We start from the raw sequence: 20,869 nt of genomic DNA, 5'->3' as shown, positions 1-20,869 counted from the left end.
CTGAACAAACCAACTTACAGCTAAACGAAAATGAATCAAAAACATATAGAAGATATCTACCCACTTTCTCCAATGCAGCAAGGAATGCTGTTTCATAGTTTGTTAGCTCCCGAATCAGGAGCCTACATTGTACAGTCTTGTTATGAAATCCAAGGCAGTTTAAATCGTATTGCCTTTGAACAAGCTTGGCAGCAAGTTATTAATAGAAATTCAATTTTAAGAACAGCTTTTGTTTGGGAAAATTTAGAGAAACCGCTGCAAGTTGTAGGGCGAGAAGTCAAAGCTGTAACTGTTTATCAGGATTGGCGACACCTCACACCAGATCAACAACAAACCCAACTTAATGTTTTACTAAAAACTCAACGAAAACAAGGCTTTAACCTGGCAAAAGCCCCTTTAATGTCTTTTAATTTAATTCAAATTAGAGATAATATTTATCAATTTATTTGGACGTATCATCACCTCTTATTAGATGGTTGGTCTGTTCCTTTAATTGTTAAAGAATTTATCGCCCTTTATGAGACTATTATTCAAGGTCAAAACTTACCTCTAGAAAAGCCTCGTCCCTATCGAGATTATATTGCTTGGTTAAAACAGCAAGACCTATCGAATGCTCAGACATTTTGGAGTAAAATACTTCAAGGTTTAACGACACCAACAACAATTAGTCGTCAAACTGACCGCTTTAATAGTCAAAATCAAAACTATCAAGAACAGCAGCTACAGCTTTCGGAAGAAGTCACAGCAAAACTGAAATTTTTCGCCAAACAACATCAAGTTACTATTAACAGTTTAATACAAGCAGCCTGGGCATTAATTATAAGTTTTTATAGCGGAGAAAATGATGTCATATTTGGAGCAACTTATTCGGGTCGTCCTACCAACTTAATGAACGCTGAACAGATAGTCGGACTGTTTATTAATACCCTTCCGGTGCGAATTTATATAGATGGAAAAGCAACTTTATTGCAATGGATTAAACAACTTCAATCTCAACAAATAGAAGCGCAGCAATATCAATATATCCCTTTAGTAGACATCCATCGTTTGAGTGAGATTCCCAGAAATTTACCCTTATTTGAGAGTCTTGTTATTTTTGAAAACTATCCCGTTGATGCGACTCTAAAAAAATCACTAAAAAATCTCAAGATTAAAAATGTTTCGGCTCAAGAACAAACCAACTATCCTCTCACACTTTACGCAGTCAGTGATTCTCAGCTTTCACTAAAACTTGTCTATGATTCTGAACACTTTAACTCAGTAACAATCACTCAACTTTTAGAGAATTTAAACACCTTACTCTTCAGCATAATTACAAATCCGCAACAAAAGCTTTATCAACTTTCACTGTTATCTCAATCTGAGCAACACAAACTGCTAGTAGATTGGAATAATACTCAAACAACATTTGAAAAACTCGCCTGTATTCATCAACTTTTTGAAACCAAAGCCCAACAAACACCGGATGCTATTGCTATTGTTGACTCACATCAACAACTCAGCTATCAGCAACTTAATACAACCGCTAATCAACTCGCTCACTACCTACAAAAACAGGGCGTTCAACCCGAACAAACTATCGGTATTTGTTTAGAGCGTTCCTGTGAAATGGTGATTGCTTTATTAGCCGTTTTAAAAGTTGGAGCCGCATATATTCCCCTTGACCCGGCTTATCCTCAAGACCGTCTTAATTTTATTATAGAAAACGCTCAAATCTCATTTATTATTACTCAAACTTCCCTGAAGCATCTGCAATTATCCGTTCAAAATATTCTTAATATAGACGAACATTTGTCAATTATTACTCAACAAAAAACCGATAACCTTTATAATAAGATTAAACTCGAAAATCTTGCCTACATTATTTACACTTCTGGTTCTACAGGTCAACCTAAAGGTGTACAAATTTCTCATCATGCGTTGAGTAACTTTCTGTTTGCTATTAATAAACACCTCGATTTAACATCATCAGACCTTTTATTATCCGTAACCAGCCTCTCTTTTGATATCACCGCCTTAGAACTTTATTTACCCTTAATTTGGGGTGCTTGTGTAGTCATTGCCAGCAAAAAAATAACCACAGATAGCCAACAACTTCAACATAAAATTAACCAATTAAACATCACAATTATGCAAGCCACGCCAGCCACCTGGCAAATGTTAATACTAGGCGGATGGTCAGGAAAGCACAACCTAAAAATTCTCAGTGGAGGAGAAGCGTTAGACCCACAATTAGCAAAGCAACTTAGTCAAAATTATCAACAACTCTTTAACGTTTACGGGCCGACTGAAACAACAATTTGGTCATCGGTTTATCAACTTAAAAAATCAGAAAATTTCGATAAAAATCAAACCGTTTTAATTGGTCGTCCTCTTGCTAATACGGAGTTTTATATTCTTGATAAAAACCTACAACCCGTTCCGATAGGAGTACCCGGAGAGTTATATATTGGAGGAGTCGGAGTCGCCAGAGGCTACTTAAATCGAGCCGACTTAACCGCAGAACGTTTTTTACCCAATCCTTTTAAAAATACTTCTGAACGCCTGTATAAAACCGGAGATTTAGCGCGATATCTGAACGATGGAAATGTTGAGTATTTAGGGCGCTTAGACTCTCAAGTTAAACTGCGAGGGTTTAGAATAGAATTAGGAGAAATAGAAGCGATATTAAAACAACATCCGCAAGTTCAACAAGCGGTCGTAGTAGTCAATTCACAAGCTGATGAAAAGCGTCTTATTGCTTATATTGTCTGTTCAGAAAAATCAGAGTTTACTGTAACAAAACTGCGAAAATTTTTAGAAGATAAGTTACCAAGTTATATGATACCTTCTGCTTTTGTAATCTTAGATGCTTTACCTCTCACTCCTAATGGTAAAATTAATAGACGAGCGCTTCCAATACCCGAACAAATTCGTCCACAGTTAGAAGCAACTTATGTAATGCCAAAGACTGAAATCGAAAAAACAATTGCTCAAATTTGGCAAAAAGCTCTCAACCTAGAAAATATTGGCATTCACGATAACTTTTTTGATTTAGGAGGACATTCTTTATTAATGGTGAGGGTTCATAGCCAATTGAGAACAGCATTTACATCTGATATTCCATTAGTAGAAATGTTTCGATATCCGACCATTCATGCTTTAGCTGATTATTTTAATCACTCCCGATTAGAATCAAGTCATCAGCTAGAGGATAGAACAGAACAGCTTACAGTTGGTAAGAAAAGGTTATCTCAACTCCGTCAACGAAAAGCTTTTCGAGATAATGATAAACGTCAAAATAATTAAAATTTAATTTTACTGTCTTGTGTTTGAAAAATTAATCTTGAGCAAAAATGGAAAACTTAAAAATGGCTACTGAATATAACGGTTTAGAAATTGCCATCATTGGAATGGCTGGTCGCTTTCCAGAAGCTCAGAATTTAGAACAATTTTGGGACAACTTGAAAAATGGTGTTGAGTCTATTCATTTCTATCAAGACAAAGAACTTCTAGAACTTGGAGTAGATGAGGATCTGATTAATCATCCTCAATATATTAAAGCAGGTGGAAAATTAGACGGAATAGACTTATTTGATGCAGAATTTTTTGGGTTTAATCCTAAAGAAGCAGAACTTCTCGATCCTCAACATCGTTTGTTCTTAGAATGTGCTTGGGAAGCTCTAGAAAATGCCGGTTATGACTCCGAAAAATACTCGGGAACGATTGGTGTTTACGGGGGAGCGGGAATGAATGGTTATCTATTCAATCTTTATACGAACCCAAAAATCAGAAATTCAGTCAGCAACTACCAGCTTTTTTTGGCGACTGATAAAGATTTTCTAACAACCAGAGTATCGTATAAATTGAATCTTTCCGGGCCAAGTATTGATATTCAAACAGCCTGTTCAACTTCATTGGTTGCTGTTCATTTGGCTTGTCAAAGTTTATTAAGTGGAGATTGTGATATCGCCTTAGCGGGAGGAGTTGCGATTTCTAAACAAGTCGGTTATTTATATCAAGAAGAAGGCATTTATTCCCCTGACGGACATTGCCGAACATTTGATGATCAAGCTCAAGGAACCATCGGGGGAAATGGTGTCGGAATTGTTGTATTAAAACGATTAGAAGATGCCATCAATTCCGGGGATTCAATTCAGGCAATTATTAAAGGATCGGCAATTAATAATGATGGTGCATTTAAAGTCAGTTATACTGCTCCTAGAATTGATACTCAAGCACAAGTTATTCGAGCGGCTCAAATCATGGCAGAAGTCGAGCCAGAAACGATTAGCTATATCGAAGCGCATGGAACAGGAACTACTTTGGGTGATCCTATAGAAATTTCTGCATTAACTCAAGCTTTTCGTGCGGGTACTGAGAAGAAAAATTTTTGTGCGATCGCCTCTGTAAAACCTAATGTTGGACACTTAGATGCTGCGGCAGGAGTTGCAGGTTTAATCAAAACAATTCTCGCTCTAAAACATCAACAAATTCCCCCTTTAGTTCACTTTGAAAAACCGAATGAACAAATTAATTTTGAGGACAGTCCCTTTTATGTAAACACGAGTTTATCAAACTGGAAAAGGAACAATTATCCTCGACGAGCAGGTGTAAGTTCTTTTGGAATTGGAGGAACAAATGCTCATGTGATCTTAGAAGAAGCGCCAACAGTTCAACCGTCTAGTCCTTCTCGTCCCTGGCAATTACTACTACTTTCAGCAAAAACAAATACAGCTTTAGAAACAGCTACGAACAATTTAGTCACTTATTTAAAGCAACATTCAGATTTAAACCTAGCTGATATAGCCTATACGTTAAAAGTCGGACGCCGTGCATTTAATTATCGTCGGATGATGGTTTGTAAAACCCTTGAAGAAGGCATAAACACCCTAGAATCTTTAGAACCAGATCAAGTTTTTACGCACTTTCAAGAACCGAGTCATCATTCTGTAATCTTCATGTTTCCAGGGCAAGGAACCCAGTATGTAAATATGGGTTTTGAACTCTATAAAACAGAGCCTATTTTTAGAGAAATTGTTGACTATTGCAGTGAAACTCTTAAACCTCATCTCAATTTAGATTTACGGGATATTCTTTATCCAAAACAATCTCAAAGTGATGAGACTATTAACGAAACTCTCTATGCTCAACCCGCTCTTTTTGTCGTTGAATATGCTCTAGCGAAACTGTGGATAGATTGGGGAATTTATCCCGAAGTAATGATCGGCCATAGCGTTGGAGAATATGTAGCCGCTTGTTTGGCGGGTATTTTTTCCTTAGAAGATGCACTTTTTCTGATGGCAAATCGAGGAAAATTGATGCAGCAACAGCCTCACGGTGCAATGATTTCTGTTGCGTTATCGATAGAAGATGTGCAACCTTTGCTAAGTTCAGAAATTGCAATTGCCGCCAATAATGCACCTAAATTATCTGTATTATCGGGTTCAATGGCTGCTATTGAACGCTTGCAAGAACAGCTAGAAAAACAGGGAACTCCATATAAAAGACTGCACACTTCCCATGCTTTTCACTCTCCAATGATGGACTCTGCACAAACTGAATTTCTGAAAATTATAGAAAAAGTTTCGTTAAATAATCCTCAAATTCCTTTCATTTCAAATCTCACCGGAACTTGGATAACTGCTGAACAGGCAACCGCTCCGAACTATTGGGCTAAACATCTGCGCCAAACGGTTTTATTTTCATCAGGAATTTCAGAGTTAATTCAACAGAATAGCCGCATTTTTTTAGAAGTAGGGCCGGGACGAACTTTAAGTTCTCTAGCAAAACAGCAGCTAGATTCAAACGAACAGATTGTACTATCTTCTATTCGTCATCCTCAACACAATCAATCTGATATTGCTTTTTTACTCACAACTTTAGGTAAGCTTTGGTTAGCAGGAATTAATATCAATTGGTCTAAATTTTATACATCAGAAAATCGCTTGCGCTTGCCTTTACCGACTTATCCTTTTGAGCGCAAAAAATACTGGGTTGAACCTTCATCAGAACCTCAACAACAACCCAATAAAAAACGAAATTTAGCAGACTGGTTTTATGTTCCGACTTGGGAAAGAATGCTATTACCTGATTCTGTAGATTTGAATCGTTTAAGTCAACTCAAAAAAAGTTGGTTAATTTTTATAGATTCTCTCGGAATTGGGACAGAAATTGCTCAAACATTAATGAATGCAGGTCAGGATGTTATTACTGTCAGTATCGGAGAAACCTTTGACGAAGTGGGTTATCGAACTTTTGAAATTAACCCTCAAGAAAAACAGGATTACCAAGCTTTAATTGAAGATTTAAACTTGCGAGAGTTTCATCCTGATTATATTGTTCATCTTTGGGGAATAGAAGATGATAAACCCTCGTCAAATTCAACGTTAAAAACATATCGAAATCAAGAATTTTATAGTTTACTGTTTTTAAGCCAAGCGATTAATCCTGGAAAAATTGGTAATACTATACAAGTTTTTGTCGTTACAAATCCCATCTATAATGTGATGGGTTCAGAAGAAGTTAATCCTGAAAAAGCCACAGTTTTAGGGCTATGTTTGGGAATTGGACAAGAATATCCTCAACTGTCTTGTCGTCATCTTGATGTTATAGTTTCAACTGCAAAAGAAAATCATAAAAAACTCAGTGATTACCTACTTGCAGAATTTTTAGATGAACCTACAGAATTAACTGTTGCTTATCGGGATTATTATCGTTGGAAGCGAACATTTAAACCCATTCGCATTGATGCAAATCAAGAGAAAAATATACAACTACGACAAGGCGGAGTCTACTTAATTGTTGGGGATTTTCATTCGGGAATTGGTCATGTTTTAGAAAAATATTTAACTGAAAATATGCAAGCTAAACTGATTTTAGTAAGTTCTAAAAAAATCCCCGATTCTTCAGATTATGTCACTTTTAAAGCAGATATTACCAATGAAAATGCAATGCAAGCCATTGTAGAAAAAATAGATGAACAGTTTGGCGAACTTCATGGTGTCATCTATTCAACCCCTATGAGTAATGAAAACTCTATCGATTTACTCCAACAACTGAAGCCGGAAAAATGCGAGTATGGTTTTCAAGAGCAAGTTAAAGGATTGCTAGTTTTAGAAAAAGTGTTGCGGGATAAACAACCAGACTTTTATCTCCTTCAATCTTCACTTTCATCAATTATTGGTGGAATTGGTTTGGCCGCTTATTCTGCTGCTAATCAGGTGATTGATGCGTTCGCCAATTTTAAAAATAATCAAAATTTAGCGAATAAAATTTCAACTTTATGGTATTCTGTAAATTGGGATGCAATAGCCTCTCTAACCGAACAAAAAGCCGTTACAGGATTAGGTGCAAATTTAGCAGAATTTACCCTAAAACCTGATGAAGTTTGTCAAGTTTGTCAGCGAATTTTATCATTAAAATCGCCGACTCAAGTGATTGTTTCTAAGGGAGATTTAGACACTCGGATTAATCAGTGGGTCAAGCTGAAACCTGTGTCAGAGAAAGTTGATAATTCGCGAACTAAGCCCCAATCATCGGCTTCAGGACATTCTCGCCCCAACTTATCTCAAGAATATGTTGCGCCTCGTGATGAAATTGAACAAGCTATTGCTATAATTTTGCAAGAAGTTCTGGGCATCGAGGAGGTTGGAGTCAACGACAACTTCTTTGATCTTGGCGGACACTCTCTCCTGGCGATTCAGGCGATTTCCCGTCTGCGAGAGACATTCCAGGTTGAGTTACCTTTGCGGAGTTTATTGTTTGAAACGCCGACGGTAGCGGGGATTGCGACAGTCATCGCTCAAAATCAACCTCAACCCGATGAATGGCAAGAGATGGCCGAATTACTGGCAGAGGTCAAAAGCCTCTCTCCTGACGAAGTTCAACAGCACCTAGATACAGACAAGTAATTTTTAAATTCGCGACTAATGAAGAATCAATCTCAAGAATTTTTAAAACTAATTGCTAATCTTTCTCTAGAACAACGAAAGCTGTTTGAGCGACGCCTGCAACAGAGAGGGTTAAAGCGTCCTCAAGTGCAGGCTATTTCTCGGAGGCAGACCTCTGACGCCTTACCCTTGTCTTTTGCTCAACAGCGTCTCTGGTTTATTCAACAGCTTGACCCGAGTAATAGTTCATACAATGTCCCCAGTGCTTTACGTTTGCGGGGGCGCCTAAATGTGGCGATATTAGAAGGAACTCTTAATGAAATTGTCCGGCGACATGAGACGCTGCGAACAACTTTTACAACCAACGCCGACAAACAACCCATTCAAATTGTTTCACCCTTTCAACCCTTTTCGTTACCCGTTTTTGACCTCACTCAACTAACAGAAACTAGGCTAGAAATTGAACGTATTATTACCGAATTTACTCAACATCCTTTTGATTTGAATCATCCCTTATTACGATTAATATTATTGCAGTTAGATGAAACAGATTTTATTCTGCTGATGGCTACCCATCATATTATTTCTGATCGGTGGTCAATTGGAGTTTTTCTGCGAGAAATGGGTATTTTGTATAAAGCTTTTGTTGAAAATAAAAATTCTCCATTAGCAGAATTACCGATTCAATATGCAGACTGGGCGATTTGGCAACGTCAAAGACTTCAGGGTGAACTTTTAGAGACTCAAGTTAATTATTGGAAGCAACAACTTGGTGATGAATTACCGATTTTAGAACTTCCTCTTGATTACCCACGACCTGCAATTTCAACAGATAAAGGTGAACATTATCCGATTGCTCTCTCTAAAGCTTTGTCTGATTCCTTGAAGGCATTAGCAGCAAAAGAAGGCATTACTTTATTTACATTATTATTAGCAAGTTTTAAAGTTTTACTTCATCGTTATACTCAGCAAAATGATATCATTATTGGGACGGATATAGCAAATCGTGACCGTTCGGAAATTGAGGGTTTAATTGGACTGTTAGTTAATACTTTAGTTTTGCGAACAAATTTGGCAGGAAATCCTTCTTTTCGAGAGTTATTACAGCGAGTTCGAGAAGTAACTTTAGGGGCTTATGCTCATCAAGATTTACCGTTTGAAAAGTTGGTTGAAGTGTTGAACCCTGAACGCAATCTCAGCCAGATGATGCCGCTTTTTCAGGTTAAGTTTGATCTGCAACTTGCTCCGGTAAAACCTTTAGAATTATCCGGGTTAATATTAGAACGTTTACCTTTAGAAAGTAAGACCGTTAAATATGAACTTCGCTTCAACCTTCAGGATACCGAACAGGGTATAAAAGGACAAGTTGAGTACAACACCGATTTATTTAAAGAAGCTACAATTGCTCGTTTAGTTGAGCATTTTCAAACCCTGCTTTCAAGTATTGTAGCGAATCCAGAACAACGTTTATCTGAGTTATCACTTCTTCCCAAAACCGAACAACAAACCCTTTTAGTTCAATTTAATAATACTCAACATGACTTCAAAGATAGCAGATGTATTCATCAGTTATTTGAAGAACAAGTTAAAAGAGAACCTGATGCAGTTGCGGTAATTTTTAATCGGGATATTCTCACCTATAAAACACTCAATGAACGAGCGAATCGGCTTGCTCATTATCTTCAAAAATCAGGAATAAAACCAGAAGATAAAGTTGGAATTTGTGTCAATCGTTCTGTTGAGATGGTGATCGCCATTTTAGCAACTCTAAAAGCGGGTGCTGCTTATGTTCCTCTTGACCCCACTTATCCGGTAGAACGTCTATCTTTTATTGTACAAGATGCACAAATTTCGGCGTTAATTAGTCAATCGGAAACTTTAATAGAAGCCAGCGAAACTCACTCAAGAATTAATCTTGATAAAGACTGGAATAAAATCACTCAAGAAAGTTCAGAAAATCCCACCTCTGAAGTAACAGAAAATAACTTAGCTTATGTCATTTATACTTCCGGTTCAACCGGTCAACCCAAAGGCGTAGCAATAGAACATCGGAGTACAATACAGTTAATTCATTGGGCGAAAGAAGTTTTAAGTCCAGAAAGTCTTGCAGGTGTTCTTGCTTCAACTTCCATCTGCTTTGATTTATCCGTATTTGAATTATTTGTTCCCCTGAGTTTGGGAGGAAAAGTCATTTTAGCTGAAAACGCTTTAGATTTACCCAATTTACCTGCGGCTCATCAAATTACATTAATTAATACGGTCCCCAGTGCGATCGCTCATCTCCTTCAAATTAAGGGAATTCCGTCATCAGTTTGTACAGTTAATTTAGCCGGAGAAGCCTTACAAAATCGCCTGGTTGAACAGCTAGAACAACAGAAAACAATTCAGCAAATTTATAACTTGTACGGCCCTTCAGAGGACACAACCTACTCAACTTTTGCTTTAGTTAAAAGTAGTTCTAAATTATCAGTGTCAATTGGTCAGCCGATCAACAATACTCAGGCCTATGTTTTAGATCAGTATTTACAACCTGTTCCCATTGGAGTGAAGGGAGAATTGTATTTAGGGGGTGAAGGAGTCGCCAGAGGTTATCTAAATCGACCTGAATTAACGGCAGAAAAGTTCATCTCAAATCCCTATATTGATAAAAAAAATCTATTGAATCGACTGTATAAAACGGGAGATTTAGTTCGCTATCAACCCGATGGAAATTTAGAATTTTTAGGACGTATTGATCATCAAGTTAAAATCCGAGGATATCGAATTGAAATCGGAGAAATAGAAGCCGTTTTAAGTCAATATCCAGCTTTGAATGAATGTGTTGTGACCGTGCAAGAAGATGAATCTAATACTAAACGCATAGTGGCTTATGTTGTCTTTTTCTCAGAAGATGAACAATCAAATGTGAATCACCTCCGACACTTCCTAGAACAAAAGTTACCCAGTTATATGATACCCAATACTTTTGTCAAACTGGACGCTTTACCTCGTCTTCCCAATGGAAAAATCAATCGCAAATCTTTACCCGTTCCTGATACATTTAGACCTGAATTAGCCGTTGCATATATTGAACCTCAAACTGAATTTGAAAAAACTATCGCCCAAGTTTGGCAAAAAGAACTAAATCTTCAATCAGTTGGAATTAATGATAACTTCTTTGAGTTAGGGGGACATTCTCTGTTAGGCATTAAAATTATTGCTGAAATCAGTGATGCCATTGGTGTACAAATTCCATTGCGTTCTTTATTTGAAAAACCCACAATATTCGGATTGGCTGAACAGATTAAAACTCTAAATAAATCTCTCTCGGTTTCACCTTTACCTCAAATTATTCCTCACCCAGAAGACCGTCATCAACCCTTTCCGCTCACCGATATTCAGCAAGCGTATTTGATGGGTCGTAGTGATGCTTTTGAGTTAGGAAATATTGCAACACATGGCTATCGTGAAATCGAAACAGTTGGCTTAAAAGTTGAACAACTTGAACAAGCATTACAACGCTTAATTGAACATCACGATATGCTGCGGGTTATTATTAAAACCGATGGACAGCAGCAAATATTACCGACAGTTCCACCCTATAAAATCAAAACAATAGACTTAGAAAAAGAAAGTCCTGAGCGTGTTACCGCAACATTAGAAAAAATGCGCGATCACCTCTCTCATCAAATTTTACTGACTGATCGCTGGCCATTATTTGAAATTCAAGCGGCTTTATTAGGAGAGAATAAAGTTATATTTTTTGTGAGTTTTGATGTCTTAATTGGAGATGCTTGGAGTCTGCAAATCATCGGACGTGAACTGGCTAAACTGATTCAAAATCCCGACACTTTATTACCCTCTTTATCCCTTTCTTTCCGAGATTATGTTTTAGCAGAAAATGCTTGGCGTGATTCCGAACTTTATCATAGTTCTCGCAACTATTGGCAAAACCGTCTTGTTAATTTAGCTGCGGCTCCTGAACTTCCCCTTCAGCACAATTTAGCCACTATAAAAAACCCTCGGTTTGTACGTCGCAGTGGACAATTAGCACCTCAAACTTGGCAACATCTCAAACAAAAAGCGACTCAAATTGGCATTACACCGTCAGGCTTTTTACTCGCCGCTTTTGCAGAAATTTTAACAACTTGGAGCAAAAGTTCAAGATTTACCCTCAATTTAACGCTATTTAATCGCTTGCCTGTTCATCCAGAAGTTAATCAGATAATGGGTGATTTTACCTCATCTTTATTGTTAGAAATTAACAATAATGAACCCAATAGTTTTATAAATCGTGCGACAAATATTCAAGCACAACTTTGGGAAGATTTAGATCACCGTTATGTCAGTGGAGTTGAGGTTTTACGAGATTTAGCTCGAATTCAAGGGCGAGTTTCAGGAGCTTTGATGCCTGTTGTATTTACCAGTACCCTCACTCAAAATACACCTCAAATGTCTCAGAGAAACTGGCAAACAGAAGTCGTTTATAGCCTGAGTCAAACCTCTCAAGTTTACTTCGATCATCAAGTCTCTGAAATTGGCGGTGCTTTAGTCTTTAATTGGGATACAATTGACGAACTTTTTCCAACCGGATTATTAGATGAAATGTTTGCAGCTTACTCTAAATTTTTAGAGCGTTTAGCCAATGAAGATGAACTCTGGAACACCACAAATGGGCAAGTTTTACCGCCAGCACAACTGCAAAAAATTACAGAAATTAATGCAACTGACACCGATTTAAAAATTTCAAATCAACTCCTGCACACTTTATTTTTTGAGCAAGTATTCGTCTATTCAGAAAACATCGCTGTTGTTAGTGGAGAACGGACATTAACCTATAAAGAATTAAGTAATCTTGCTCTAAATTTAGCAAAGCAACTTCAGAAACTCGGCGTTTCTTCCAATCAATTAGTTGCAATTGTGATGGAAAAAGGTTGGGAGCAAGTTGTCGCTGCTTTGGGTATTTTAGCAGCAGGTGCAGCTTATGTTCCTATCGATCCTCAACTGCCAAAAGAGCGACAATTACATCTATTACAAGAAACTGAAGCTAAACAAATTATCACACAATCTTGGCTGAATCATCAATTAGAAATTCCAGACAATATCACCAGAATTTGTGTAGATACCCTTGAACTTTCTTCAGAAGAAACCGATCACTTTGCTCTAAATACTCATAATAGTCCCCAAGATTTAGCCTATGTGATTTATACCTCTGGTTCTACGGGATTACCGAAAGGAGTAATGATCGATCATCAAGGTGCTGTTAACACTATTCTTGATATTAATCAGCGTTTTAATATCACTTCAGATGACAGAATTTTAGCTCTATCTGCGCTGAACTTTGACTTATCAGTGTATGATATTTTTGGGACGTTAGCAGCCGGAGGAACGATTGTTATCCCTAATGCTGAGGCGACCAAAGATCCGGCTCATTGGGTAGAATTAATTGAACAGCAAGAAATTACAGTTTGGAATTCTGTTCCCGCATTGATGCAAATGCTGTTAGAACATTTAAACTCTCACTCTGAAGTGAAAAATTCCTTACGTTTGGTCTTACTTAGTGGAGATTGGCTACCCTTAGATTTACCAAACCGCATTAAAAATACACTGAATAAAAATACTAAAATTATTAGCTTAGGAGGTGCAACAGAAGCGTCAATTTGGTCGATTCTTTATCCGATTGAAACGGTTAATCCCAATTGGAAAAGTATTCCCTATGGTCGTCCAATGGCGAACCAACGTTTTTATGTTTTGAATGAAGCTTTAGAGCCTTGTCCGATGTGGGTGATAGGACAGCTTTATATTGGTGGAATTGGACTCGCTAAAGGATATTGGCGAAATATTGAAAAGACAAATAAAAGTTTTATTATTCATCCTCAAACCCAAGAAAAATTATACAAAACGGGAGACTTAGGGCGATATTTACCCGATGGAAATATAGAATTTTTAGGTCGGGAAGACTTTCAAGTTAAAATTAATGGATACCGAATAGAACTCGGTGAAATTGAATCCACTTTAAAACAACATTCAGCCATTCAAGAAGCAATCGTCACAGCTATAGGGGAAACACGAGAAAATCAACAATTAGTTGCTTATATTGTTCCGAAAGAACCCCAAAATGTCTCCGGTATCGATCAGATTGAATTCAAGTTGCAACAACGGGGACTACTCGCCACAGAAGCTAAACAACCAAGCATCGAGTTACCCAAACCCGAACTCAGTGAAGAATTTACTCAGGCTTATTTACAACGTCAGAGTTATCGAAAATTCCTAGATAAACCGATATCTTTACAAGAATTTAGTCAGTTAATAAGCTGTTTGATGCAAATCAAATTAGAAAACTCGCCCTTACCTAAATATCGATATGCTTCAGCCGGAAGTCTTTATCCCGTACAAACCTATTGTTATATCAAACCGAATTCTATTGCAGAAATCAGACCCGGAATTTATTACTATAATCCCGCAGAGCATCGTTTAATTCTAATTCAAGAAAATGCTAAAATTGATAGCAAAATATACGGGGTAAATCAATCCATATTTGAACAATCTGCTTTTGCTATATTTTTAATGGGTAACTTAAATGCAATTCATCCAATTTATGGTGAAAAAGCAAAAGATTTTTGTTTGTTAGAAGCGGGTTATATTAGCCAACTTTTAATGGAAACTGCACCCAAGCATGAAATCGGTCTTTGTCCAATTGGTACTTTAGAATTTGAACCCATACAAGAATGGTTTAAGCTCGAACCCAATCAAATATTATTACATAGCTTTGTAGGCGGTCGCATTGATAAGGCTTGGACAAAACAGTGGTTATCTCCAGAAACTCCTCAAAAATCCGAATCGATTCTAGAAAAATTACGTCAGTTTTTACGCGAGAAGTTACCCGAATATATGATTCCTCAAAACTATATAATCTTGGATGAACTTCCCCTAACACCCAATGGAAAGATAGACCGTAAAAATTTACCAAAACCCGAGAGTTTTACTTCTCGAAATCAACTAGAATATGTAGCACCGAAAACTGAATTACAGACAGAAATAGCAGCAATTTGGCAAAAAGCTCTCAACTTAGAAAAAGTAGGCATTCAAGACAACTTCTTTAATTTAGGAGGAAATTCACTATTAGCCACTCAGGTTATTTCTCAAATGCGTCAAGCCTTTAAAGTAGACATTTCAATTCGTCGCTTTTTTGAAACGCCAACTATTGCTGATTTGGAACTAGATATCAAACAAAATAACAATCAAGTTCCTGAAACTGAACAGATTAAAATTGAGCGGGTCAACCGTAATGATTCCCAAGAAAATCTAGATAATCTCGACCAAATTTCAGAACAAGAACTTGATGATTTACTCAGTCAAATGTTAGCGGAGGAAAACTAATGAACCCAACACCATCTAACCTTTCCAAACTTTCGCCCGAACAAAAGCGAAAACTGCTCAAACAACTCATGCAAAAAAAGGCTAACAAGCCTCAATTTTTTCCGCTTTCATTTGCTCAACAGCGACTTTGGTTTCTAGATAAACTACAGCCCGGAAGTTCAGTTTATAATCTTCCTGCTGCTTTACATTTGCAGGGTTCACTGAATATTGATGCTTTAGAAAAAAGTATTAATGAAATCATCAAACGCCATGAAATATTAAGGACAAATTTTACGGAAATTGAAGGTGAGATAGTTCAGAGTGTTTATCCAGTCTTGAATCTCAATATTCCCGTGATTGATTTTCAGGAATTTTCTCAGACTCAACGTGATATTGAAATTAAAAAGCAGATTCAACAAGAAGCATCACAGCCCTTTAATTTAACTCAAATTCCTTTATTACGAGCCAAATTATTAAAGCTTTCAACCGATGAATATATACTGCTGTTTACCCTGCATCATATTATTTCTGATTACTGGTCAATGCGGGTACTGATTCAAGAATTAGCAGCAATTTATCAAGCCTTCTATCAAGACAAAAATTCATCTTTACCTGAACTCAATATCCAATATGTAGACTATGCTGTTTGGCAACAGAAATGGCTACAAAGTGAAGCTCGTTCTGCTCAACTTAGTTACTGGAAACAGCAACTAAAAAATAATCCACAAATTCTCCAATTACCCACAGATTATCCGCGACCTGTGGTACAAACTTATCGAGGAGAAACACAATCTTTTTCTCTATCTTCTCAACTTTATGAATCTTTAAAAGTTCTTGCTCGTCAGGAAGATGTAACCTTATTTATGTTGTTACTGGCAGCTTTAAAAACATTACTTTATCGCTATACTCAGCAAGAAGATATTATAGTTGGTTCAACGGTTGCTAATCGTAATCGCCCAGAAATTGAAAATCTTATTGGTTTATTTGTTAATAATTTAGTCTTTAGAACAAACCTATCTGGAAATCCCAGCTTTAGAGATTTTATCAAACAGGTACGCGAAGTCACTCTAGGGGCTTATGCTCACCAAGATTTGCCATTTGAATATTTAGTAGAAGAATTGCAGACTCAACGCAACTTAAGCCACAATCCTCTCTTTCAAGTGATGTTTATTCTTCACAATACTCCAACAAAAACTGTTCAACTCACGAACTTAACTTTTAATTATATTAATCCAGAAAATAAAACAGCTCGATTTGATTTGAGCTTGGATATGTATGAAAAACCATCGGGACTCATGGGAGTATTTGAATATAATACAGATTTATTTAAAGCTGAAACAATTAGCAGAATAATTGTTCACTTCCAAACCTTGTTAGAACAAATTCTTACTAATTCTAATCAAAAATTATACGAACTTTGCTTGTTAACAGAAACAGAAAAAAATCAACTCTTAGTCAAATGGAATAAAACTCAAACACCATTTAAAAACCTCGCCTGTATTCATCAACTCTTTGAAACCCAAGCCCAACAAACACCGGATGCTGTTGCTATTGTTGACTCACATCAACAACTCAGTTATCAGCAACTCAATACAACTGCAAACAAACTCGCTCACCACCTACAAAAACAAGGCGTTCAACCTGAACAAACCGTCGGTATTTGTTTAGAGCGTTCCTGTGAAATGGTTATCGCTTTATTAGCTGTTCTCAAAGTCGGAGCCACATATATTCCCCTTGACCCTGCCTATCCTCCAGAGCGTCTCAATTACATTATCAATAACGCTCAAATCTCACTCATTATTACTCAAACATCCCTCAATTATTTACAATTTTCAGTTCAAAATATTCTAAAATTAGAAAAACATTGGTCAATCATCACTCAACAAAAATCAGACAATCTTTCTCCTGATATTAGCCTTGATAATCTAGCTTATATTATCTATACCTCCGGTTCTACAGGTCAACCCAAAGGCGTACAAATTTCTCATCGCGCCTTGAGTAACTTTCTATTTGCTATTAATCAACATCTCAACCTAATACCATCAGACGTTTTATTATCTGTTACCAGTCTGTCTTTTGATATCGCCGCCTTAGAACTTTATTTACCTTTAATTATCGGTGCGCGTGTAGTGATTGCCTGCCAAAAAACCACCACAGACAGCCAACAACTTCAACATCAAATCAAGCAATTAAACATCACAATTATGCAAGCCACGCCAGCCACCTGGCAAATGTTAATCCTTGGCGGATGGTCGGGAAAGCACAACCTAAAAATTCTCAGTGGAGGAGAAGCGTTAGACCCGAAATTAGCCCAACAACTTGATCAAAATTCTCAACAACTCTTTAACCTTTACGGGCCAACTGAAACTACAATTTGGTCATCAATTTATCAAGTTAAAAATCAAGAAAATTTAGATAAAAATTTAACCGTTCTTATTGGTCGCCCTCTTGCTAATACTGAGTTTTATATTCTCGATAAAAATCTACAACCCGTTCCGATAGGAGTACCCGGAGAGTTATATATCGGAGGAGTTGGAGTCGCTAGAGGCTACTTTAATCGAGCCGATTTAACCGCAGAACGTTTTTTACCCAATCCCTTTAAAAAGACTTCTGAACGCCTGTATAAAACGGGAGATTTAGCACGATATCTGAGTGATGGAAATGTTGAATATTTAGGACGCCTAGACTCTCAAGTAAAACTGCGAGGTTTTAGAATAGAATTAGGAGAAATAGAAGCAATATTAAAACAACATCCACAAGTTCAACAGGCTGTGGTTGTAGTCAATTCACAAGCTCAAGAAAAGCGTCTCATTGCTTATATTGTCTCTACTCATCAGTCCGAGTTAAATGTTACAATGCTGCGAGAATTATTAGCCAAAAAGTTACCTAGTTACATGATACCTTCTGCTTTTATCATGTTAGATACTTTTCCTTTAACTCCCAATGGTAAGATTGATAGACGTGCGCTTCTAAGTGTTAAAGAACAAGTCACAAACTTATCAGATATTCACGAAATACCCCAAACACCTACTGAGGAAATATTATCAGGAATATGGGGAAAAATCCTAAATTTAAAGCAGATTGGTAGAAAAGATAACTTCTTTGAACTTGGCGGACATTCGTTATTAGCAACTAGCGTTATCTCGCAAATTCGTGAAATTTTCAAGATTGATTTACCCTTGCGTCGTCTATTTGAAATGCCAACAATATCGGGGTTAGCAGAAGCAATATTAACGACTCAAAAAACTCATTCTCCACTTAAAATTAAAGCACTTCAAGGCATAAATAGACAAGAAAACTTACCCTTATCTTTCGCTCAACAACGACAATGGTTTTTAGCTCAACTCGAACCCGATAGTCCTTATTATAATATTCCGGGAGCAGTCCGAATAAAAGGAAAACTGAATATTGGGATACTTGAACAAAGTTTTAACACAATAATTCATCGTCACGAAGTCCTCAGAACAAGTTTTATAACTATTGAAGGAAAACCCCAGATAGTGATTTCACCTTCAACTCAATTCAATCTTCCTCTTATTGATATTAGTGAAGTTCCAAGCTCACAGCAAGAAGGTTATATTAAACAATTAATTCAACAAGAAGCACAGTATCCTTTTCACCTCAATATTAGTCCATTACTAAGAGTTAAAGTAATAAACGTTTCGGAAATAAATCACGTTATTTTAATGACGTTGCATCATATTATTTCAGATGAACAATCGGTGATAATTTTAATACGAGAAGTCGCTAAATTCTATGAAAATATCTCTCAAAATCAACCTTCACAACTTCCACCATTACCCATTCAATATGTAGATTTTGCGGCTTGGCAACGACAATATTTGCAAGGAGAATTATTAGAGAATCAATTGGGTTACTGGCGACAACAGCTAGAGGGAATACCGACGGTTTTAGAATTACCAACTGATTACACACGTCCGGCGGTTCAAAGCTTCCGAGGAGCCACAAAAACCTTTCAACTTTCTCTCGAACAATCTCAAGCAATTAAAACTTTAAGTCAGCAGTCAGGTTGTACATTATTTATGACCTTATTAGCAATCTTTAATACTTTCTTATATCGCTATACAGCAAGTAAAAATATTGTTGTAGGTTCTCCGATTGCTAATCGAAATTCAACAGAAACCGAAAGCTTAATTGGATTTTTTGCTAACACATTAGCCCTACGAACACGTTTAACTGGAAATCTCACCTTTGAGGAGTTATTACAGCAGGTTAGAGAAGTAGCGTTAGAGGCTTATGCTCATCAAGACTTACCCTTTGAACAGTTAGTAGAAGCAGTCCAAGCGCAGCGAGATTTAAGCTATACTCCTCTATTTCAGGTGATGTTTGTCTGGCAAAATGCAACAATACAGCCGATTAAATTATCAGGTTTAAATTGGCATTTAATTGAGAGTGAAAATAAGACAGCAAAATTTGACTTAACATTATATATGGCTGAAACTGTTGAAGGATTAGTGGGTAAGTTTGAGTATAATACCGATTTATTTAAAGCAGAAACGATTCAACGTTTAATAGAAAATTTTCAAACCTTAATGTCAGGAATTATCGATGAACCCAAACAAAAGTTATCTAACTTGCCGCTTCTCCCAAAAACTGAACAGCAAAAAATACTACAGGAATGGAATCAGACTGAATTAGAAGTTAAACCTGTTTGTTTACATCATTTATTTGAAACCCAAACCGAGAAAACACCTCATGCAACGGCGTTAATTTTTGAGAATCAACAGTTAACTTATCAACAGTTAAATCATCGAGCCAATCAACTCGCTTATTACTTACAAAAATTAGGAGTTCAACCTGAAGTTAGAGTGGGAATTTGTGTTAAACGTTCAATTGAAACGGTTGTGGCAATGTTAGCCACTCTCAAGGCAGGAGGTGCCTATGTTCCCCTTGACCCAACCTATCCAACAGAACGATTAACTTTCATGTTGGAAGATGCTAAAATAGCCGTTTTAATCACTCAAAATACAGAATTTTTAGATTTTAGTTCTTCTCTCAAAGCTATTGTTAATTTAGATAGAGATAGGGAAAAAATAGCTTTAGAAAATCAAACAAATCCGTTCCATGAAGTTATTCCTGAAAATTTGGCTTATGTTATCTATACATCTGGTTCAACAGGTAAACCAAAAGGCGTTGCAATCAATCATTCTAGTCCAATTTTCCTCATAGAATGGGCGAAAACTGTCTTTACAAAAGAACAACTTTCAGGCGTTTTTGCTTCAACTTCTATCTGTTTTGATCTCTCAATATTTGAGTTGTTTTTACCGCTAAGTGTCGGAGGAAAAATAATTTTGGGTGAAAATGCTTTAGAGTTACCCTCCTTACCTCATTCTGAAGAAGTGACTCTGATTAATACAGTCCCCTCTGCCGCGACAGAACTACTTAGAATTAACGGTATTCCCAAAGGTGTAAAAACAGTCAATTTAGCAGGTGAAGCATTATCAAATTCCCTCGTTAAACAACTTTATAAACAACATATTCAGCAGGTTTTTAACCTTTACGGCCCTTCAGAAGATACCACCTATTCAACCTTTGTATTAACTGAACCAGGAAGTCATAAACAGCCTTCAATTGGTCGTCCAATCGCTAATACTCAAGTCTATATTTTAGACCGTTATTTGCAACCTGTTCCGGTCGGT

At 36.8% G+C, this 20,869-nt stretch carries 4 protein-coding genes; all 4 read left to right on the top strand.

Annotation, left to right across the window (positions count from 1 at the left end; all coding sequences use genetic code 11):
- Positions 1-30: 30 nt before the first annotated feature.
- On the top strand, positions 31-3,288 hold the full coding sequence (locus WN50_RS18540; RefSeq protein WP_046277877.1) for a non-ribosomal peptide synthetase: 3,258 nt from the start codon (positions 31-33) through the stop codon (positions 3,286-3,288).
- Between the two features lie 47 nt (positions 3,289-3,335).
- Positions 3,336-7,892, top strand: a complete 4,557-nt coding sequence (locus WN50_RS18535) for a type I polyketide synthase (RefSeq protein ID WP_046277878.1) — start codon at positions 3,336-3,338, stop codon at positions 7,890-7,892.
- A gap of 18 nt (positions 7,893-7,910) precedes the next feature.
- Positions 7,911-15,230 (top strand): non-ribosomal peptide synthetase, encoded by a 7,320-nt coding sequence (locus WN50_RS18530; protein WP_046277879.1) that lies wholly within the window; start codon positions 7,911-7,913, stop codon positions 15,228-15,230.
- Positions 15,230-20,869: non-ribosomal peptide synthetase (locus tag WN50_RS18525; protein ID WP_049560173.1), on the top strand; the 5,640-nt coding region annotated here is incomplete at its 3' end. The genes WN50_RS18530 and WN50_RS18525, both read left to right, overlap by 1 nt.

Source organism: Limnoraphis robusta CS-951 (genome assembly GCF_000972705.2).
This window is presented reverse-complemented; position numbering and strand designations above follow the sequence as displayed.